We start from the raw sequence: 17307 nt of genomic DNA, 5'->3' as shown, positions 1-17307 counted from the left end.
TCACGTGGTCACGGGATCGGCCCGCATGAGGTCCTTCTGCTGCTGCGGAGTTAGGCCGCCCCACCAGGCGTGGACGAGCTGCGGGTCCTTCCCGACGGGAATGTCAGCCCGGAGTATCTCGAATTCGACGTGGGACGCCTCGACAAGGATCTCGTTGTGCGCCTGTGAGGTGTCGGAGACGTTGATGGTCTTCGCGAGCTTGTCCAGTTCGGCGGAGGCCTTCGTGTCCGCCGGGGAGGCTTCGCGCAGGGCTTCGTCTATGAGTGCGTTGACCGTGGATATGTGTCCCTGTTCCTTGGTGTAGGCGTCGCGGACGTTCTGCGGGACGTTCGGTCCGGTGGGCACGGCGCCGGTGTAGCTGCCGACGGCGCGGCCGTCCTGGATGCTCAGCCCGTTCTCGTTCGCCAGCTCGATCGCGTGGAAGAGGGTGCGCTGGGCGTAGCCCATGGAATGGGCGAGGGCGTCGAGGACCATGGCGACGCCCTTCATGATGTCGCCGCCGGATTCAAGGCGGTCGGCGAGGTCTTCCAGGCGCTTGCCGGCCGTTTTGCCGGTGGCGTCCGCCCAGTGGTCGTCGAGCGGCTTCTTGCCCTGTGCGCGGATGTCCTCGCAGGCGGAGGAGGAGCGCCGGGCGAGGTCGACCCAGTCGTCCGCGGCCTTTTGCCACTGGTCCACCCGGGAGGCGTACAGGTCGTGGTAGTTGACCACCGGTCAGTTCCTCCCGAAGTCGGCGAGGCCGCTCTGGAGCCGGTTGAACGCGTCCCTCGCCTGTGCGTCCGTGGTGTCGTAGGCGTTGGCCGTGGTGTGGAGGTTGTCGGCCATGGTGTTCATCTGCTTCCCCAGGTCGACCATGTGGTCCTCCCCCCCTTAAATAGCAGAGAGCAGCCTAGCGTTGATCTTGAGCGAAAAGCGCTGCCAGTGAGCGCGGCAGCGGCCGGTTACCGTCCCTGCTGCACCCCTAACCGGCCTTGGGTGAACCGAACAGCTGCCCAGGCGACCGCCGCGGGCCGGCAAGCTCCACGCGGACCACGGCTACAAGCCCATAAACGGGGGGCAGGGCCCCGACCACGCGTCGCGGTCCGGGCCCTGCCCCGTGCGGTGCCGCCCTGCGGCGGCGGTGCGTCAGCTCTGTGCGGTGCCGTCGCTCGTCTGCCCGGCGGCAGTCTCGGCTGCGCGGGCCTTCTCGCGCATCTTGCGCACCAGCTCCGCCTTCTTGTCGGCGGCGCTCTGGCGGTCGAGGTTGCGGTGCGGACCGTTGTTCTGCCGTTCGGCGCGGGACTGCCTCTTGCGCTGGCCGCCGCCCTGGCCCACGGGGTTGTTGATGTTCTTGCTGTCGGTCACGGGTTCTCCCGGTAATGATGTGAAGTGATCTACGGATTCATCGGTGGGGGACGGGCGCGGCGACGTCGAAGTACGTTAGCGGGGGCCCGTCACGCTCTCACTCGTAAATCGGCTTGGAAGAACATGACAAAGACGTTACCCGGTCACGTCGGCCATGCACACCAAGCGTTCCCCGCCCGGGCGCCGGCCGGCCCTCCGCCGAGCGCCCCGGGCGGGGGAGTGCCTCGGTGGGTGCCTGCGCGCGCGGTCTACAGCCAGTCGCGCTTCTTGAAGACGACGTAGAGGCTGACGCAGACCACCGCCATCAGCAGGATCGCGAAGGGGTAGCCGGCTGCCCACTTCAGTTCCGGCATGGTCTCGAAGTTCATGCCGTAGATGGTGCCCACCAGGGTGGGGGCGAAGAGGATGGCGGCCCAGGAGGAGATCTTCTTGATCTCCTCGTTCTGTTCGAAGCCGGCTTCGGCGAGGGCGCGCATTTCGGCGTTCTGTTGTTGGGAGACCAGGGTGGCGTTGACCGTCAGGATTTCGGTGAGGGCCTGGCGGAAGCCGTCGACGCGTTCGCTGGTGTGGGTGACGTGGTCCGCCACGTCGCGGAGGTAGCGCTGGAGTTCCTCGTCCGTGCCGTATTTCGCGAAGCCGGCCATCAGGCCGTGGAGCATGCCGACCAGGGGGCGGGTGGCGCGCTGGAACTCGACCATTTCCCGGGAGAGTTCGTAGATGCGGCGGGAGACCGCCGGGTCGCCGCGGAAAACCTCCGTCTCGATTTCGTCGATGTCGGTCTGGACGCCCTCGACGACCGGGGCGTAGCCGTCGACCACCGCGTCGAGGATGGCGTACAGAGCGGCCTCAGGGCCGAGGGAGAGGAGCTCCGGGGTGGCCTCCATGCGTCGGCGGACGCTGGAGAGGTCCGGGGCTCCACCGTGGCGGACGGTGATCAGGAAGTCCGGGCCGACGAAGACGTGGAGCTCGCCGAACTCCACCTCCTCCTGGGCGTCGAGGTAGCGGGCGGCGCGCAGGACGACGAAGAGGGTCTCGCCGTAGCGCTCCAGCTTGGGGCGCTGGTGGGCCTCCAGGGCGTCTTCGACGGCCAGTTCGTGGAGGTTGAACTCGGTGGCGAGGGAGTGGAGTTCGGGTTCGGTCGGGCGGTGCAGGCCGATCCACGCCATGCCGTCGGGCTCTTCGCGCAGCTGCCGGAAGGTGTCGGAGAGGGTGGCGGGGGAGGCGACGCGGCGGCCGTCGCGGTAGACGGCCGAATCGATCACGCTGCGGTGGTTCGGGGGAGTGGCGGCGGCAGGGGCGGGCTGCGAGGGGGGAGGCTGGGTGCCCGGCGGGGGCGTGGCGGCCTGGGAGGCGGGGCGGCGCCACGGCGGGCGCTTGGCGCCGGACGGCGGGGTGTGGCGGTCTGGGCGCTCCGACATCGCAGGTCAGCTCCCGGTCGAACGAACGTCTGTTTACGGGCAAGGTGCAGGATATAGGGCGGAAAGGGTGTGCACGGTGCGTACGAGTGCGCCGGGTTTCCGTTGCGGACAGGGAGCGGCCGCTGGGGCGGTTAGTTTGCTGGCATGGCCTCCAGGACGACGCATCCCGTACTCGACACCCGGACTCTGAACCGTGCCACGCTGGCCCGCCAGCTGCTCCTGAGCCGCGCCGAGACGTCAGCCGCGGACGCCGTCGGGCATCTGCTCGGGCTGCAGGCGCAGAACGTGAAGCCCCCGTACTACCAGCTCCACGCCCGCCTCGCCCGCTTCCGCCCCGTCGAGCTCGCCGGGCTCATGGAGTCCCGCGAGGTGGTCCGGATGGTCACCATGCGCTCGACGATCCATGCCCACACCGTGCACGACGCCCTGACGCTGCGTCCGCTCGTCCAGCCCGCCCGTGACCGGGAGGTGAACCACTTCCGCAAGGGCCTCGCCGGGGTGGACCTGGACCGGCTCGCCGAGCGCGCCCGCGCCTTCGTCGAGAGCGAGCCGCGCACCATGGCAGAGATCCGCGGGGAACTGCTCAGGCACTGGCCCGACGCCGACCCGCAGTCCCTGTCCGTCGCGGCCCGCTGCCGGCTGCCGCTGGTCCAGGTCACGCCCCGCGGGGTGTGGGGGCGCAGCGGGCAGGTGCGCCTCACCACCCTCGAGGAATGGGTCGGAGGGCGCCCCGCCGGCGAGGCGGCGGAGCAGTCCGTGGACGATGTCGTCCTGCGCTACCTCGGCGCCTTCGGGCCCGCCTCCGTCAAGGACATGCAGGTGTGGGCCGGGCTCACCCGACTGCGCGAGGCCTTCGAGCGGCTGCGGCCCGGACTGGCCGTCTTCCGGGACGAGAACGGCGTGGAGCTGTTCGACCTGCCCGACGCTCCGCGGCCCGATGCGCGGACGCCGGCGCCGCCCCGCTTCCTCCCCGAATTCGACAACCTCCTGCTCTCGCATGCCGACCGTAGCCGTGTGGTCCCTCCGGAGGTCAAGGGGCGTACGTGGACGGGCAATCAGGCCCACTGCACCCTGCTCGTCGACGGCTTCGTCGCGGGCCTCTGGAAGGCGGAGGAGGGAAACGGGGTCACCGTGGAGCTGTTCCGGGAGGTTCCGGCGGCATGGAGGGAGGAGATCGTCGCCGAGGGAGAGCTGATGATCTCCGCGATGGCCGGTTCGGGGGGCGAGCCCGGACGGGGCTCCGTACGCTTCGGGCCGATTCGCGGCTGACCCCGCCGCAGGCCGTCCGTGCCAGACTGCGGACACTCGGTACCACCTGAACTCGTCGTCCCGATCAGGAGAGAGCAATGCGGATTCCGATGACCGTCACGGACTTCCTCGACCGGGCGGAGCTGGGCTTCGCCTCCAGCCCCGGTGTCGTCGACGAGCCGAGTCAACCGGCCCCGCCCGTACCGGAGTCGACGTACGGGCGGCTGGGCGAGCGGGTACGGGCGTGGCAGGCGGGCTTCGACGCGCTCGGTGTCGGCGAGGGCGAACGCGTGGCGGTGGTCAGCCACAACTCGGCCCGCATGCTGGAGCTGTTGTTCGCGGTGCCGATGAGCGGCCGTATCTGCGTACCCGTCAACTTCCGCCTCATGCCGGAGGAGGTCGAGTACGTGGTCCACCAGAGCGGGGCCTCGGTCCTGCTCCTCGACCCCGAGCTGGACGAGGCGCTCTCCGGCGTCACGGCACGCCACCGGTTCGTCCTGGGCGAGCAGACCGATCAGGAGCTGATGCGGTTCGGCATCGAACCGCGCCCGTGGTCGCACCCCGACGAGGACGCCACCGCGACGATCAACTACACGTCCGGCACCACCGCCCGGCCCAAGGGCGTCCAGCTGACGCACCGCAACATCTGGGTCAACGGGCTCACCTTCGGGCTGCACACCCGTGTGTGGGAGCGCGACGTCTACATGCACACGCTGCCGATGTTCCACTGCAACGGCTGGGGCATGCCGTACGTGATGGCCGGGCTCGGGGTCAAGCAGGTGGTGCTCCGCAAGGTCGACGGCGCCGAGATCCTGCGCCGCGTCGACGAGCACGGGGTCACGCTCATGTGCGGCGCGCCCGCCGTGTGGAACGCGGTGCTCGACGCGGCGGCGACGTGGGAGGGCGAGATCCCGGGCCGGGACAAGGTGCGCATCGTCTGCGCCGGGGCGCCGCCGCCGAGCAGGACGATCCAGCGGGTGGGCGAGGAGCTCGGCTGGGAGTTCACGCAGATCTACGGCCTGACCGAGACCTCGCCGCTGCTCACCTTCAACCGGGCCCGGCCGGCCGACGCCGGGCTGCCCGCCGAGGAGCGGGCGCGCAAGCTGTCCCGGGCGGGCCTGCCCGCGCTCGGCGTCAAACTGAGGGTTTCGGGGTCCGGCGAGGTGCTGGCCCGGTCGAACGTCGTGCTCGACGGCTACTGGGACAAGCCCGAGGAGACCGCGGCGGCGCTCCAGGACGGCTGGTTCCACACCGGCGACGGCGGCACGCTGGACGAGGCCGACGGCCACCTGACGATCTCCGACCGGAAGAAGGACGTGATCATCACGGGCGGCGAGAACGTGTCGTCGATCGAGGTGGAGGACACGATCTTCAGCCATCCGGCGGTCGCGGAGGTCGCCGTCATCGGTGTGCCCGACGAGAAGTGGGGCGAGACGATCAAGGCCCTCGTGGTCCTCGCCGAGGGCGCGACGGCCGAGGAGGCCGACATCATCGCCCACTGCAAGCAGCGGATGGCCGGCTACAAGGCCCCGACGTCCGTCGAATTCCGCGAAGCCATCCCGCGCACGGCCACCGGCAAGATCCAGAAGTTCAAGCTGAGGGAGCCGTACTGGTCGGGGCTGGACCGCGAGGTCAACTGACCGGGGGCGTCGCCCGCCCCGGACCGGGGCGGGCTGCCGTACGGGCTCGGCCGCCGTACGAGCCCGCTGCCGTACGGGCTCGGCCGCCGTACGGGCTCGGCCGCCGTACGGCCCGGCCGCCGTACGGGCTCGGCCGCCGTACGGCCCGGCTCCCGTACGGGCTCGCTCCCTTACGCAGGCAGGTGCGCCTCGATCGCGGCGATGACCTCCGGGGCCTCGGGCTCGGTGCGCGGGCGGAAGCGGGCCACGACCTCACCGGCCGGGGAGATCAGGAACTTCTCGAAGTTCCACTGGATGTCCCCCGCCTCGCCCTCGGCGTCGGGCACCTTCACGAGCTCCTGGTAGAGGGGGTGCCGGTTCTCCCCGTTGACCTCGGACTTCTCCAGCATCGGGAAGGTGACGCCGAAACCGGCCGCGCAGAAGGTCTGGATGTCCTCGGCGTTGCCGGGCTCCTGCCCTCCGAACTGGTTGCAGGGCACGCCGACGACGGTGAAGCCCTTCCCCTCGTACTTGAACTGCAGCCGGGCCAGTCCCGAGTACTGCGGGGTGAGCCCGCACTGCGAGGCGGTGTTCACCAGCAGGATCGCCTTGCCCTTGTGGGCCCCGAGGGTGGTGGGCTCGTCGGACAGGGTGGTCAGCGGGATGTCGTACAGGCTCATCGGGCTCTCCTGGCAGGAAGGGCAACGGCTGGCAAGCAGCGGATAACGCCTCCGAGCGTAGGCGATGCCGGTACCGGTGCCGGTGCCGATCTCCATGCCGCGTCCGGGACGGTTCCTACGCCCCGCTGCCGATCAGTTCGTCCGCCGGGTCGTTGACCGGCTGCGGCATGCCCGTGAGGTCCATGACGAAGAGCGGTATCCCCAGATCGTCCGCGCGGGCGCGGGCGTCCTCCGTGTACCCGGCGAGGGAGAAGTAGACGCTGGTCGCGGAAGCCGTGAGTCCGTTCAGCCAGACGCACTCCACCGCCCGCAGCCCGGCCGGCGCGGTGGTCGGGTCCACCTGCGCCACCAGCCCCGGAGCCCGCAGGTCCACGGCGGCCGAGGGGATGGGGCGCGCGTCGGGCTGCCGTACGTCCTGGAAGCCGAGCCAGCGCAGGTACAGCGCGGCGGTGGCCACCGCGTCCCGGGCCGTACGGATGGTCACCGGCCGGAACGCGGGGCGGGGCACCGGCGCGGTCGGCGGGACCGGTACGTGGGCCGGCCGGGCCTCCCGAAGGCCGTCCCGCCCGGAGTCGGGCCGTGCGTCCGGCCGCGCGTCCGGCCCTGCGCCGGGCCGTGCGCCGGGCGCGTGCGGCTCCGGCCCGCCCCCGCCGTCCCGAGTAGAATCGGGTCGGGCCGTCGCCGCGGGATCCGCCGAGGCCGCCCCGCGGTCAGGGCCCGTACCGGCTCCCCCCGCCGGACGCACCACATCCACCGGGTGCACCGGGAGCCGCACCACCGTCCCGCACGAGCCGCACCCCACCTCCGGATGCGGCCACTCGCTCTCCCGCCCGCAGGCCCCGCAGCGCACCGTCACCCAGGCGTCCGACCACGTCTGGTGGGTCAGCGGCACGGGCGGCGCCGCCAGATCCAGCGGCGGACGCACCGGGCTCCCGCAGGCGCAGGGGAAGACCGGAACGGTGTAGCCGTTCTCGCGCAGGCACGCCGGGCAGCGCACCGGTACCGCTTCCGCCATGAGAGCCGAACCCCCTCCGTCGCTGTGCGTAGGTACATGCTCCACCACCGGCGACCGCCGGGGCGAGCGTGATCGCGGATTCAGAGCCGATCCGACCCGCCGATGCGGACATTTGTGCAACTCGTCAAACGAGATGCGGCTTTTGGTGGGTTCCGAGGTACCGAACCGCCTTGACGTGCGCGAGGCGGCCGCTTAGCTTGTTCCGTATAGCAGAACAATAATTCCGGATGACGGAAAAAGTCTGACCGCCAGACCCGCAGGAGACCCTGATGCCTCGTATGACAGCCGCAGCCGCTGCAGTTGAGATCCTCAAGCTCGAGGGTGTCGAACAAGCGTTCGGCGTGCCCGGCGCTGCGATCAACCCCTTCTACCGCGAGCTCAAGAACGTGGGCGGCATCAGCCACACGCTCGCCCGTCACGTCGAGGGCGCGTCCCACATGGCCGAGGGCTACACCCGGGCCAAGGCGGGCAACATCGGCGTCTGCATCGGCACCTCGGGTCCGGCCGGCACCGACATGATCACCGGCCTGTACTCCGCGATCGCGGACTCGATCCCGATCCTCTGCATCACCGGTCAGGCCCCGGTCTCGAAGCTCCACAAGGAGGACTTCCAGGCCGTCGACATCGCGAGCATCGCCAAGCCCGTCACCAAGGCCGCCACCACGGTCCTCGAGGCCGCGCAGGTCCCCGGTGTCTTCCAGCAGGCCTTCCACCTGATGCGCTCCGGCCGTCCGGGCCCGGTCCTCATCGACCTGCCGATCGACGTCCAGCTGACCGAGATCGAGTTCGACCCCGAGACCTACACCCCGCTGCCGGTCTACAAGCCGCAGGCCAGCCGCGCCCAGGCCGAGAAGGCCCTGAGCTTCCTGCTGGAGGCCGAGCGTCCGCTGATCGTCGCCGGTGGCGGCATCATCAACGCTGACGCGTCCGACCTGCTGGTCGAGTTCGCCGAGCTGACCAACATCCCGGTCATCTCCACCCTGATGGGCTGGGGCACCATCCCGGACGACCACGAGCTGGCCGCCGGCATGGTCGGTGTACAGACCGCTCACCGCTACGGCAACGCGACCTTCCTCGAGTCGGACACCGTCATCGGTATCGGCAACCGCTGGGCCAACCGTCACACCGGTTACAACCTGGACGCCTACACCAAGGGCCGCAAGTTCGTCCACGTCGACATCGAGCCGACCCAGCTGGGCAAGATCTTCGCCCCGGACTTCGGCATCGCCTCCGACGCCAAGGTCGCCCTCGAGCTGTTCATCGAGGTCGCCAAGGAGCTCAAGGCCGAGGGCAAGCTCCCGGACTTCTCCGCCTGGGCCGCCTCCGCGCAGGAGCGCAAGGCCACCCTGCAGCGCCGTACGCACTTCGAGAACATCCCGATGAAGCCGCAGCGCGTCTACGAGGAGATGAACCGGGTCTTCGGCCCGGAGACCCGCTACGTCACCACCATCGGTCTCTCCCAGATCGCGGCCGCGCAGTTCCTGCACGTCTACAAGCCGCGCCACTGGGTCAACTGCGGCCAGGCCGGCCCGCTCGGCTGGACCATCCCGGCCGCGATCGGCGCCGCCACCGCGCAGCCCGAGACCCCGGTCGTCGCGCTCTCCGGCGACTACGACTTCCAGTTCATGATCGAAGAGCTGGCCGTCGCCGCGCAGCACAAGGTCCCGTACGTCCACGTCCTGGTGAACAACGCCTACCTGGGTCTGATCCGTCAGGCGCAGGGTGGTCTCGGCATCAACTTCGAGGTCAACCTCGAGTTCGAGAACATCAACACCCCGGAGATCGGCGTCTACGGCGTCGACCACGTCAAGGTCGCCGAGGGCCTGGGCGTCAAGGCCATCCGCGTCACCGACCCGGAGAAGCTGGGCGAGGCCTTCGAGGAGGCCAAGAAGCTGTCCCAGGAGTTCCAGGTTCCGGTCGTCGTCGAGGCCATCCTGGAGCGCGTCACCAACATCGCGATGAGCAAGACGGTCGACATGAGCGACGTCACCGAGTTCGAAGAGCTCGCGACCGAGCCGGGCCACGCCCCGACCGCGATCAAGGCCCTCAAGGTCTGATCACCCGCATGACCCGAGCGGCCCCCGCTCCTCCTTCTCAGGAGGAGCGGGGGCCGCTCCGCGTTCGCCGCCGGGGGCCCGCCATCTCCCCCTCGAGGCGCCGGCGCGGGGCGGTGGTTGCCCGCCCGCCTCTCTGGGTGCGGGTGGGTGAGTACGTGAGTACGTCGCCCCGTGCCGCGGCGGGCGCGGCCTTCGCGGGGTGAGACCCAGGCGGCACCCGCCGCCCGCGGCTCGGGGCGATGCAGTTGCCTTAACGACCGAGCCGCTGATTCCCGGAAGCTAGACCGTCTCTCCCTGGGATGCCCGGCTCCAGTGCAGCTCGCGCACTGCATCCGCCGCCTCACTGCGTACATCGGACTGGGGGTGCTGGAGGTACCTCTCAACGACTGGGAGTGCCGCTTGGTCGTGAGTCGAGCCCAGGACGCCCAGGACGTACTCCAGGAGCAACGGTTCGAAGCCATCCGCACCGACAGCGAGCGGCTCCACCACCCGATAGGGAAGCTCGTAGTGCGTGGAGGCCGTGCAGACCGCGTGCAGTGCGGACTCCCGCACCTGGTAGCCCTCACTCAGAGAGCGCGACGGTCACAAGGCGCTCGACGGCCCGCTCGGCGTCGTCCTGCGTCAGGCGACCCGTCTCCAGGACGTCGCTTACGACATCGAGGCAGAAGTCCCGGTGGGACGCATCGGAGCCGTTCAGCTCCGTCCAGGCTGATTCGATCAATGCCGTCAGCGCCTGATATCCATCCACGGCCAGAGCATAGGAGACGGTCCGGCGCCGGCCGACCTACCCAGCGGTTCACGGTCGGGGCACGCTGACGCGCGCCTTCTCGCCTCTCATGATCTGCGGCCGGCGACCGTCGATGACACTCGCCGTCGTTCGGCAGTCGTCACAGGGTCATCCGTCTCTGGCAGCCACCAGTAGTCGGAGGGCGCCATGCCGGCTTCCTGGACCCCGCACAGCGTCGCGTCGTAGGCCCCGAAGGCATGGGAGACGTCGGAGGGAAGGCTGTCAGCGACAGCTGCCTCCTAGCGTATGTTCAAGGGCTGGTGCGGCGGTCGCGAGATCTCGAACCACTCGCCGCCACCATGCGTCGTGGCGTAGCACCAGGGGCAGGACCAGATCTGCTCCGCCCAAGCCGTCAGCGGCACAGGCCACTGCCGCATCGCTTCTCCGCACACGTCACACTCCACGGGCGGACCTTTTCACACACGGGCAACAGTCTCCCCGACTCAAAGGCAACTGCACTGGGCGGGGTGCCGGCTGGACCGGGTCAGAGCAGGTTTGGGGGTTTCCCGGCAGTCCATCGTCCTTCCGTGTCGGGCCGGCCTGTCAAGGGCGCTCCCTGCGGTCGCGTCACTACGTGATCGCCTTCGGCGACCCTTGACAGACCGACCCGCCCCGGAAAGCCGAAAGACTGCCGGGAAGCCCCCAAAAGAACGGTCACGGGGCAGGAAGACAGCAACGGGTCCGCCAGAGACGAGGCGAGGGGCCGGGCGTCGGCCGACCGGGCATCCGGGCCCACCGATCCCTGCCCAGGGCCGGCGGCCCGGCTACCCGCACCAAAAGGCGACCAGAAGCCCCTGCGGAGCCCCCAGGCGCAGCAGATCGCTACGCGCTCCTCCCGTCTCAGCGTCCGGCGACCGTCCGGGACCGATACCCACACCGAAGGGTGGAATGAGCGGCCTGGGGAGCGGATGGGCGCAGCAGATCGCTACGCGCTCCTCCCGTCTCAGCGTCCGACGGCCGTCCGGGGCCGATACCCACACCGAAGGGTGGAATGAGCGGCCTGGGGAGCGGATGGGCGCGGCAGATCGCTACGCGCTCCTCCCGGTTTGGCGTCCGGCGGTCGTCTTGAGACGGTCAGGTTGGTCATGCAGCCGCACAGCGGACCTCTCCGCCCATCACGGCCCCAGGCGGCCGTCAGTCGCCGAGACCAGAAGAGCGCGTAGCGATCTCATGCGCCCACGCGCTCCCTGGGCTGCTCTGTTCGTTCTCTGGTGCGGGTATCAGCCACAGGCGGGCCGCTGGACGCCAGGCAATGAGGAGCGCGTAGCGATCTGCGGCGCCTGGGGCTCCGCAGGGCGCACTGGCCGCCTTTCGGTGCGGGTATCAGCCACCGGCGGGCCGCTGGACGCCAGGCGATGAGGAGCGCGTAGCGATCTGCGGCGCCCATCCGGTCCTCAGGCTGCTCAATCCACCTTTTGGTGCGGGTAGCCGGGCCCCTGGCGCTGGGTCAGGAATTCAGGGGGCCGGATGCCCGGTCGGCCGATGCCCGGCCCCTCGCCTCGTCTCTGGCGGACCCGTTGCTGTCTTCCTGCCCCGTGACCGTTCTTTTGGGGGTTTCCCGGCAGTCTTTCGGCTTTCCGGGGCGGGTCGGTCTGTCAAGGGTCGCCGAAGGCGATCACGTAGTGACGCGACCGCAGGGAGCGCCCTTGACAGGCCGGCCCGACACGGAAGGACGATGGACTGCCGGGAAACCCCCAAACCTGCTCTGACCCGGCCCAGCCGGCACCCCGCCCCCGGACCCCGACCAGCGCCCCGGGAGGCGGGTGGGCAACCACCGTCCGGCCCCCGGCCCCTCCCCGGCTGGAGGCCCCCTCGAGGCCTCCAGCCGATGAAGCCGGGAACGACAAAGCGCCGAGTCACGGGACCGTCCGTGACTCGGCGCTCTGGTTGTTACCGCCCGACGGGGCGAGGCTGGCGCGACAGGACGTTCGCACCGCCGGGCGGAGTGAGTGGGGAGGTGTTCTCCTCTATATACAGGGGACTCTGTGCGTAGCCCCTGTATATAGAGGAGTGGCTGGGACCGTGGCGGTCGGCGACGAGAACTCCGGCTTCGTCTCCCTCAGGTCAAGAGACGGGCCTCGGAACCCATTACCACCGCACTGGCTCGCACGCCCGCCACGGTCCTCGTCCTGCCCTTACTGCGTACCACCCCTCATCCGGGTAAGCAGCTCGGGCTAGTACCCGGGGCCTGACCTCCCGTCAGACCCCCGGTACAGCTGTGCGGCTCAGGCGTCGCGCAGGGCGCGCACGGCCTCCTCGACGCGACGGCCGTAGTCGGCGTCGGCGGCGTGGAAGTGAGCCAGGTTCTTCTCGATGACGTCCTCGAGGGTGACCTGAGACAGGCCGCCGGCGATGTTCGCCACCAGACGCTGCTTCTCGGCCTCCGACATCAGGCGGTAGAGCTCACCGGCCTGGAAGAAGTCGTCGTCCTTGGTGTGGGCCGGGGCCTCGTGGGTACCCGTGTAGCCGGAGACGGCCTTCGGGGCGCCCAGCGCCAGACCGGTCTCGGCCGGGCCCTGGTACGAGTTGGGCTCGTAGTTCTTGTCGTGGCGCGAGCCGTTGCGCAGCGCCATGACACCGTCGCGGCCGTAGTTGTCGGCCTTCGTCGCCTTCGGGGCGTTGACCGGCAGCTGGGTGTGGTTCACACCGAGGCGGTAACGCTGGGCGTCGGCGTACGCGAACAGACGGCCCTGGAGCATCTTGTCCGGCGAGGCGGTGATGCCCGGGACGAAGTTGTTCGGGGAGAAGGCGGACTGCTCGACCTCGGCGAAGACGTTGTCCGGGTTGCGGTCGAGGACCAGACGGCCCACGCGCTGCAGCGGGTAGTCGGCGTGCGGCCACACCTTGGTGAGGTCGAACGGGTTGAAGCGGTAGTCCGCGGCCTCGGCGGCGGGCATGATCTGGACGTAGAGGGTCCAGCTCGGGTTCACGCCGCGCTCGATCGCCTGGAGCAGGTCGGTCTGGTGCGAGTTGGCGTCCTTGCCGACGAGCTCGGCGGCCTGCTCGGCGGACAGGCAGCGGATGCCCTGGTTCGTCTTGAAGTGGTACTTGACGAAGAAGGCCTCGCCCTGGGCGTTGGTCCACTGGTAGGTGTGGGAGCCGTAGCCGTTCATGTGACGGTACGACGCCGGGATACCGCGGTCACCCATCAGCCAGGTGATCTGGTGCGTCGCCTCGGGGGCGTGCGCCCAGAAGTCCCAGACGTTGTCCGGCTCCTGCTTGCCCGTGAAGGGGTCGCGCTTCTGGGAGTGGATGAAGTCGGGGAACTTGATCGGGTCCTTGATGAAGAACACCGGGGTGTTGTTGCCGACGAGGTCGTAGTTGCCCTCTTCGGTGTAGAACTTCAGCGCGAAGCCGCGCGGGTCGCGGACCGCGTCCGCGCCACCCAGCGAGTCGGCGACGGTGGAGAACCGCAGGAAGGTCTCGGTCTTCTTGCCGACCGTGTTCAGGAACGCGGCGCTGGTGTACGCGGTGACGTCGTCGGTCACCTCGAAGTAGCCGTACGCGGCCGAGCCGCGGGCGTGCACCACACGCTCCGGGATGCGCTCACGGTTGAAGCGGGCAAGCTTCTCAAGGAGCTGCTGGTCCTGGACCAGGAGCGGGCCACCGACGCCGGCGGTGGCGGAGTTCTGGTTGTCGGCGACCGGGGCGCCGGACTCGGTCGTCAGCGTGCGCTTCGACATGGTGACCTTCCATACGGTAACTGCTGACGAAAAGAGCCTTCCGTCATGCGGAACAGAGCCTAATTTCGGCGAGAACTAAACGTCAACAGTTTGTTGAACAAAGATGGTGAGAGGTAATCCGGACGGTGCCGGCGCTTGGGCGCGACAGGACAGGTGTCAGCACCGGCACCATCCGGAAACTCAGGCCCCCGTCAGGGGGAGGTGCGGCCCGGCATGCGGGCCGCGGGCTCAGATCTGAGCGCCGGAGAGGCGCTCGACCGCGCGGAGCAGGGCGGAGTGGTCCAGGCCGCCGTCACCCTGGGCGCGCAGCGAGGCGACCAGCTGGGCGACGACCGCGCCGACCGGAAGGGCGGCACCGACGTTGCGGGCGGCGTCGGTGACGATGCCCATGTCCTTGTGGTGCAGGTCGATCCGGAAACCGGGCTTGAAGTCGCGGTTCAGGAAGTTGTCCTTCTTGCGGGTCAGGACCGTGGAGCCGGCCAGACCGCCGTTGAGGACGTCCAGTGCGGCCTGGAGGTCGACGCCGGACTTCTCGAGGAAGACGACGGCCTCGGCGCACGCCTGGATGTTCACCGCGACGATGAGCTGGTTGGCGGCCTTCACCGTCTGGCCGGAGCCGTGCGGACCGCAGAGCACGATGGTCTTGCCGAGGGCCTGGAGGACCGGGAGGGCCTCGTCGAAGTCGGCCTGCTCGCCACCCACCATGATCGACAGGACGGCCTCGATGGCGCCGGCCTCGCCGCCGGACACCGGGGCGTCGATGACGCGGATGCCCTTCTCGGCGGCGTTCTTCGCGAGGTCGATCGAGGTCTGCGGGGTGATCGACGACATGTCGATGATCAGCGCGCCGGACTTCGCGTTCTCGAGGATGCCGTTCTCACCGTAGGAGATGGCCTCGACCTGCGGGGAGGCGGGCACCATCGTGATGATGACGTCGGCGTCCTTGACGGCCTCGGCGATCGAGCCGGCCGCGGTACCGCCGGCGGCGGCCAGGCGGTCCAGCTTGTCCTGCTCCAGGGTGAAGCCGGTGACCGAGTAACCGGCCTTCAGGAGGTTCTCGGCCATGGGGGAGCCCATGATGCCGAGACCGATCCACGCGATCTTGGGGAGGTTGCTCATGATGAGGGTCCTTCTCTTAATGCTTTGTACGAAAAGTTCGTGACGTGCCTGGCGGATCGCCTGGACTTTGTCCGCCTACTTGGCGGCGCGGGCCTCGGCCGGCAGCCACGCGAAGGACGCGGCGGCGTCGGCGGCCTTGTACTCCAGGCCTACGTAGCCCTCGTATCCGGCCTTCTTCAGCTGGTCGAGCAGCTCCTCGAGGGGCAGCTCGCCGGTGCCGGGGGCACCGCGGCCCGGCTTGTCCGCGATCTGGACGTGCCCGGTCTTGGCGGCGTACTTTTCGATGACCTCGGAGAGGTCCTCATCGTTCATCGCCAGGTGGTACAGGTCGAGCAGGAACTTGGCGTTCCCGAGACCGGTGGCCGCGTTGACCTTGTCCACGATCTCGATGGCGGCCGGGGCGCTCACCAGCGGGTAGAGCGGCGACTCGGGCTTGTTCAGGGTCTCGATCAGGAGGATCGCGCCGACGCGGTCCGCTGCGCGGGCCGCCACGACGAGGTTCTCCAGGGCGAGCTCGTCCTGGACCGCCGGGTCCACGCCCTCGACGCGGTTGCCGTAGAGGGCGTTCAGCGCCTTGCAGCCCACCGACTGGGCGAAGTCCGCCGCGATGTCGATGTTGGCGCGGAAGCGCTCCGACTCCTCACCGGGAACCGAGACCGCACCGCGGTCCGGGCCCGGCAGCTGGCCGGCGTAGAAGTTCAGGCCCACCAGCTGGGTGCCGGCGTCCTCAAGAGCCTTCTTGAGGGCGTCGAGCTCCTCCTGGGCGGGAGTGGGGGTCTCGATCCAGGGCCACCACAGCTCGACCGCCGTGAAGCCGGCCGCGGCGGCAGCCGCAGGTCGCTCCAGGAGCGGGAGTTCCGTGAAGAGGATCGAAAGGTTTACATCGAAGCGCTGGTCCGTGTATCCCATGAGGGGTGTGCGCTCCTTCCGTATTGCGGAAGTTAGTTTCTGCTTGATGGAAGACTGCATCGAGGTTCGCGCGGCTGTCAAGTACGGACTCCCGAAAAGTCCTGAGTGCCAGGTAGCTTGGCCAGCGTGCGATTGAGAGTGGAGTTCACGACCGAGCCCTTCGATCTCGAAGAGGCCCCCGCCCATGCCGTGGCCGCTCGCGAGGTCATCCAGAAGGCCCAGCTGGACGCGGTGGACGTCGGCCCGTTCGGCAACACCGCGGAAGGCGAGGCCGACCGGGTGCTGGACGCGGTGGGCGCGCTGCTGCGCAATTCCCTGGAGGCCGGCGCCACGCGCGTGTCGCTCCAGGTCAATGTGCTGGGGGAGGACACGCCATGACCGAACCCCGCGACCACCCCTTCGTCGCCGCGGTCAAGCCGCTGGTGGACGCGATGGGCGGCGAGCTGATGGATCCGGCCCAGGCGCAGCCCGACGACGTCGTGCTCAGCTGGGAGGGCGAGGACGTGCTGGCCGTGCGGCTGCCCCAGCTGTCGGACTCGCTGGACCACATCCTGGCCGCGCTGGAGCGCCGGCACGGCGTACCGTTGGCCCAGCTCGACCGGAAGACCAAGCAGGACGTCGTGCGGATACTGGAGGCGCGGGGCGCCTTCTCGGTCCGGCACGGCGTGGAAACGGTCGCGGGCGCCCTGGGCGTAAGCCGCTTCACGGTGTACAACTACCTCAACCGGGAAAATCCGAACAAGACCCCGCAAGAGTGAAGCCCAGAGTGAGTCAACTCTGACCCACAGTGACGAGCCGCCGCCCAATTCATCCGGGCGGCGGCTTTTGTGTACGGGAAGTTTCAACAAAGTGTTGACGCCGTGTTGTGGAGGGCGTTAGCTATGCGCAGCCCGTCAAAGCAACAACAGGCCACGGAGGCCTACCGTGACTTCGAGTCCGACCCCGGGTCTCACCCGGTTCAACGCCTTGGACGACAGCGCGGCCACGGCCGAGCTGCACGAGGTGTGCGCCAGCTCGGCATGGGTGAGCAAGCTGCTCGCCCAGCGCCCCTTCGCCAACGCCGAGTCCCTGTTCGCCGCGAACGAGTCCGCCATGGCGGAGCTCACCGCGGAGGACCTGGGCGAAGCGATGGGAGGCCACGCGCCGATCGGCCGCCCGAAGCCGGGAGACCCGACCTCCGCCCGCGAGCAGCGTGGCATGGCCGGTGCCTCGGAGGAGCTCAAGAACGAACTCCTCGAACTGAACCTGGCGTACCAGGAGAAGTTCGGCCACGTCTTCCTCATCTGCGCCACCGGTGCGACCGGTGAGTTCATGCGGGACGCGGTCAAGGTCCGGATCGACAACTCGCCGGAGCAGGAGCGAGAGATCGCTCGCGGTGAGCTTGTCAAGATCAACAAGATCCGCCTGACCCGACTCGTAGAAGGAGAGTGA

General features: G+C 69.2%; 16 protein-coding genes. 6 read left to right on the top strand and 10 right to left on the bottom strand.

Annotated elements, in window-relative coordinates:
• From ACIP5M_RS12775 to ACIP5M_RS12760, 4 genes are all read right to left on the bottom strand, one after another.
• A complete protein-coding gene (locus tag ACIP5M_RS12775) occupies positions 1–708 on the bottom strand; it encodes a hypothetical protein (protein WP_401195665.1) in 708 nt (235 codons plus the stop codon).
• A gap of 3 nt (positions 709–711) precedes the next feature.
• On the bottom strand, positions 712–852 hold the full coding sequence (locus ACIP5M_RS12770) for a hypothetical protein (protein ID WP_401195663.1): 141 nt from the start codon (positions 850–852) through the stop codon (positions 712–714).
• Positions 853–1122: 270 nt separating this feature from the next.
• Positions 1123–1341, bottom strand: a complete 219-nt coding sequence (locus tag ACIP5M_RS12765) for a DUF6243 family protein (RefSeq protein ID WP_401195660.1) — start codon at positions 1339–1341, stop codon at positions 1123–1125.
• Positions 1342–1589: 248 nt separating this feature from the next.
• On the bottom strand, positions 1590–2759 hold the full coding sequence (locus tag ACIP5M_RS12760) for a magnesium and cobalt transport protein CorA (RefSeq protein ID WP_401195657.1): 1170 nt from the start codon (positions 2757–2759) through the stop codon (positions 1590–1592).
• Between the two features lie 144 nt (positions 2760–2903).
• Between ACIP5M_RS12760 and ACIP5M_RS12755 the strand changes: the two genes are divergently transcribed.
• Together ACIP5M_RS12755 and ACIP5M_RS12750 are read left to right on the top strand one after the other, a co-directional pair.
• Positions 2904–4028: a winged helix DNA-binding domain-containing protein gene (locus ACIP5M_RS12755; protein WP_401195656.1), complete on the top strand. Its 1125-nt coding sequence runs from the start codon at positions 2904–2906 to the stop codon at positions 4026–4028.
• Between the two features lie 77 nt (positions 4029–4105).
• Entirely contained in the window at positions 4106–5647 is a 1542-nt protein-coding gene (locus tag ACIP5M_RS12750; protein ID WP_401195653.1) for an AMP-binding protein, read from the top strand.
• Between the two features lie 170 nt (positions 5648–5817).
• Here the strand turns inward: ACIP5M_RS12750 and ACIP5M_RS12745 are convergent, their stop codons facing one another.
• Positions 5818–6306 (bottom strand): glutathione peroxidase, encoded by a 489-nt coding sequence (locus tag ACIP5M_RS12745; protein ID WP_401195651.1) that lies wholly within the window; start codon positions 6304–6306, stop codon positions 5818–5820.
• 115 nt (positions 6307–6421) lie between these two features.
• Entirely contained in the window at positions 6422–7321 is a 900-nt protein-coding gene (locus tag ACIP5M_RS12740; protein ID WP_401195648.1) for a hypothetical protein, read from the bottom strand.
• A gap of 269 nt (positions 7322–7590) precedes the next feature.
• Between ACIP5M_RS12740 and gcl the strand changes: the two genes are divergently transcribed.
• The gene (gene gcl / locus ACIP5M_RS12735; protein ID WP_401195646.1) at positions 7591–9378 is read left to right on the top strand and encodes a glyoxylate carboligase; all 1788 of its coding nucleotides are present in this window, start codon (positions 7591–7593) and stop codon (positions 9376–9378) included.
• Positions 9379–9940: 562 nt separating this feature from the next.
• On the opposite strand, the gene ACIP5M_RS12730 is transcribed toward gcl, so the two are convergent.
• The 4 genes from ACIP5M_RS12730 to ACIP5M_RS12715 all read right to left on the bottom strand — a co-directional run bounded on the left by ACIP5M_RS12730 (position 9941) and on the right by ACIP5M_RS12715 (position 15876).
• Complete coding sequence (locus ACIP5M_RS12730; protein ID WP_401195645.1) at positions 9941–10126, bottom strand: hypothetical protein; 186 nt, start codon at positions 10124–10126, stop codon at positions 9941–9943.
• Between the two features lie 2264 nt (positions 10127–12390).
• On the bottom strand, positions 12391–13848 hold the full coding sequence (locus ACIP5M_RS12725; protein WP_401195642.1) for a catalase: 1458 nt from the start codon (positions 13846–13848) through the stop codon (positions 12391–12393).
• Between the two features lie 228 nt (positions 13849–14076).
• The gene (locus ACIP5M_RS12720) at positions 14077–14967 is read right to left on the bottom strand and encodes a 2-hydroxy-3-oxopropionate reductase (protein ID WP_401195640.1); all 891 of its coding nucleotides are present in this window, start codon (positions 14965–14967) and stop codon (positions 14077–14079) included.
• A gap of 75 nt (positions 14968–15042) precedes the next feature.
• A complete protein-coding gene (locus tag ACIP5M_RS12715) occupies positions 15043–15876 on the bottom strand; it encodes a TIM barrel protein (RefSeq protein ID WP_401195637.1) in 834 nt (277 codons plus the stop codon).
• Positions 15877–16002: 126 nt separating this feature from the next.
• Here ACIP5M_RS12715 and ACIP5M_RS12710 point away from each other — a divergent pair, with 126 nt between their 5' ends.
• The 3 genes from ACIP5M_RS12710 (at position 16003) to uraD (ending at position 17307) form a co-directional block, all read left to right on the top strand.
• Positions 16003–16254 (top strand): thiamine-binding protein, encoded by a 252-nt coding sequence (locus ACIP5M_RS12710; protein WP_401195635.1) that lies wholly within the window; start codon positions 16003–16005, stop codon positions 16252–16254.
• Complete coding sequence (locus tag ACIP5M_RS12705) at positions 16251–16634, top strand: helix-turn-helix domain-containing protein (RefSeq protein WP_401195632.1); 384 nt, start codon at positions 16251–16253, stop codon at positions 16632–16634. Before ACIP5M_RS12710 ends, ACIP5M_RS12705 begins: the two co-directional genes overlap by 4 nt.
• A 166-nt stretch (positions 16635–16800) precedes the next feature.
• Entirely contained in the window at positions 16801–17307 is a 507-nt protein-coding gene (gene uraD, locus ACIP5M_RS12700; RefSeq protein WP_401195630.1) for a 2-oxo-4-hydroxy-4-carboxy-5-ureidoimidazoline decarboxylase, read from the top strand.

It is taken from the genome of Streptomyces sp. NPDC088762 (assembly GCF_044750905.1).
In the GTDB taxonomy this organism is placed as follows: Bacteria; Actinomycetota; Actinomycetes; order Streptomycetales; family Streptomycetaceae; genus Streptomyces.
This window is presented reverse-complemented; position numbering and strand designations above follow the sequence as displayed.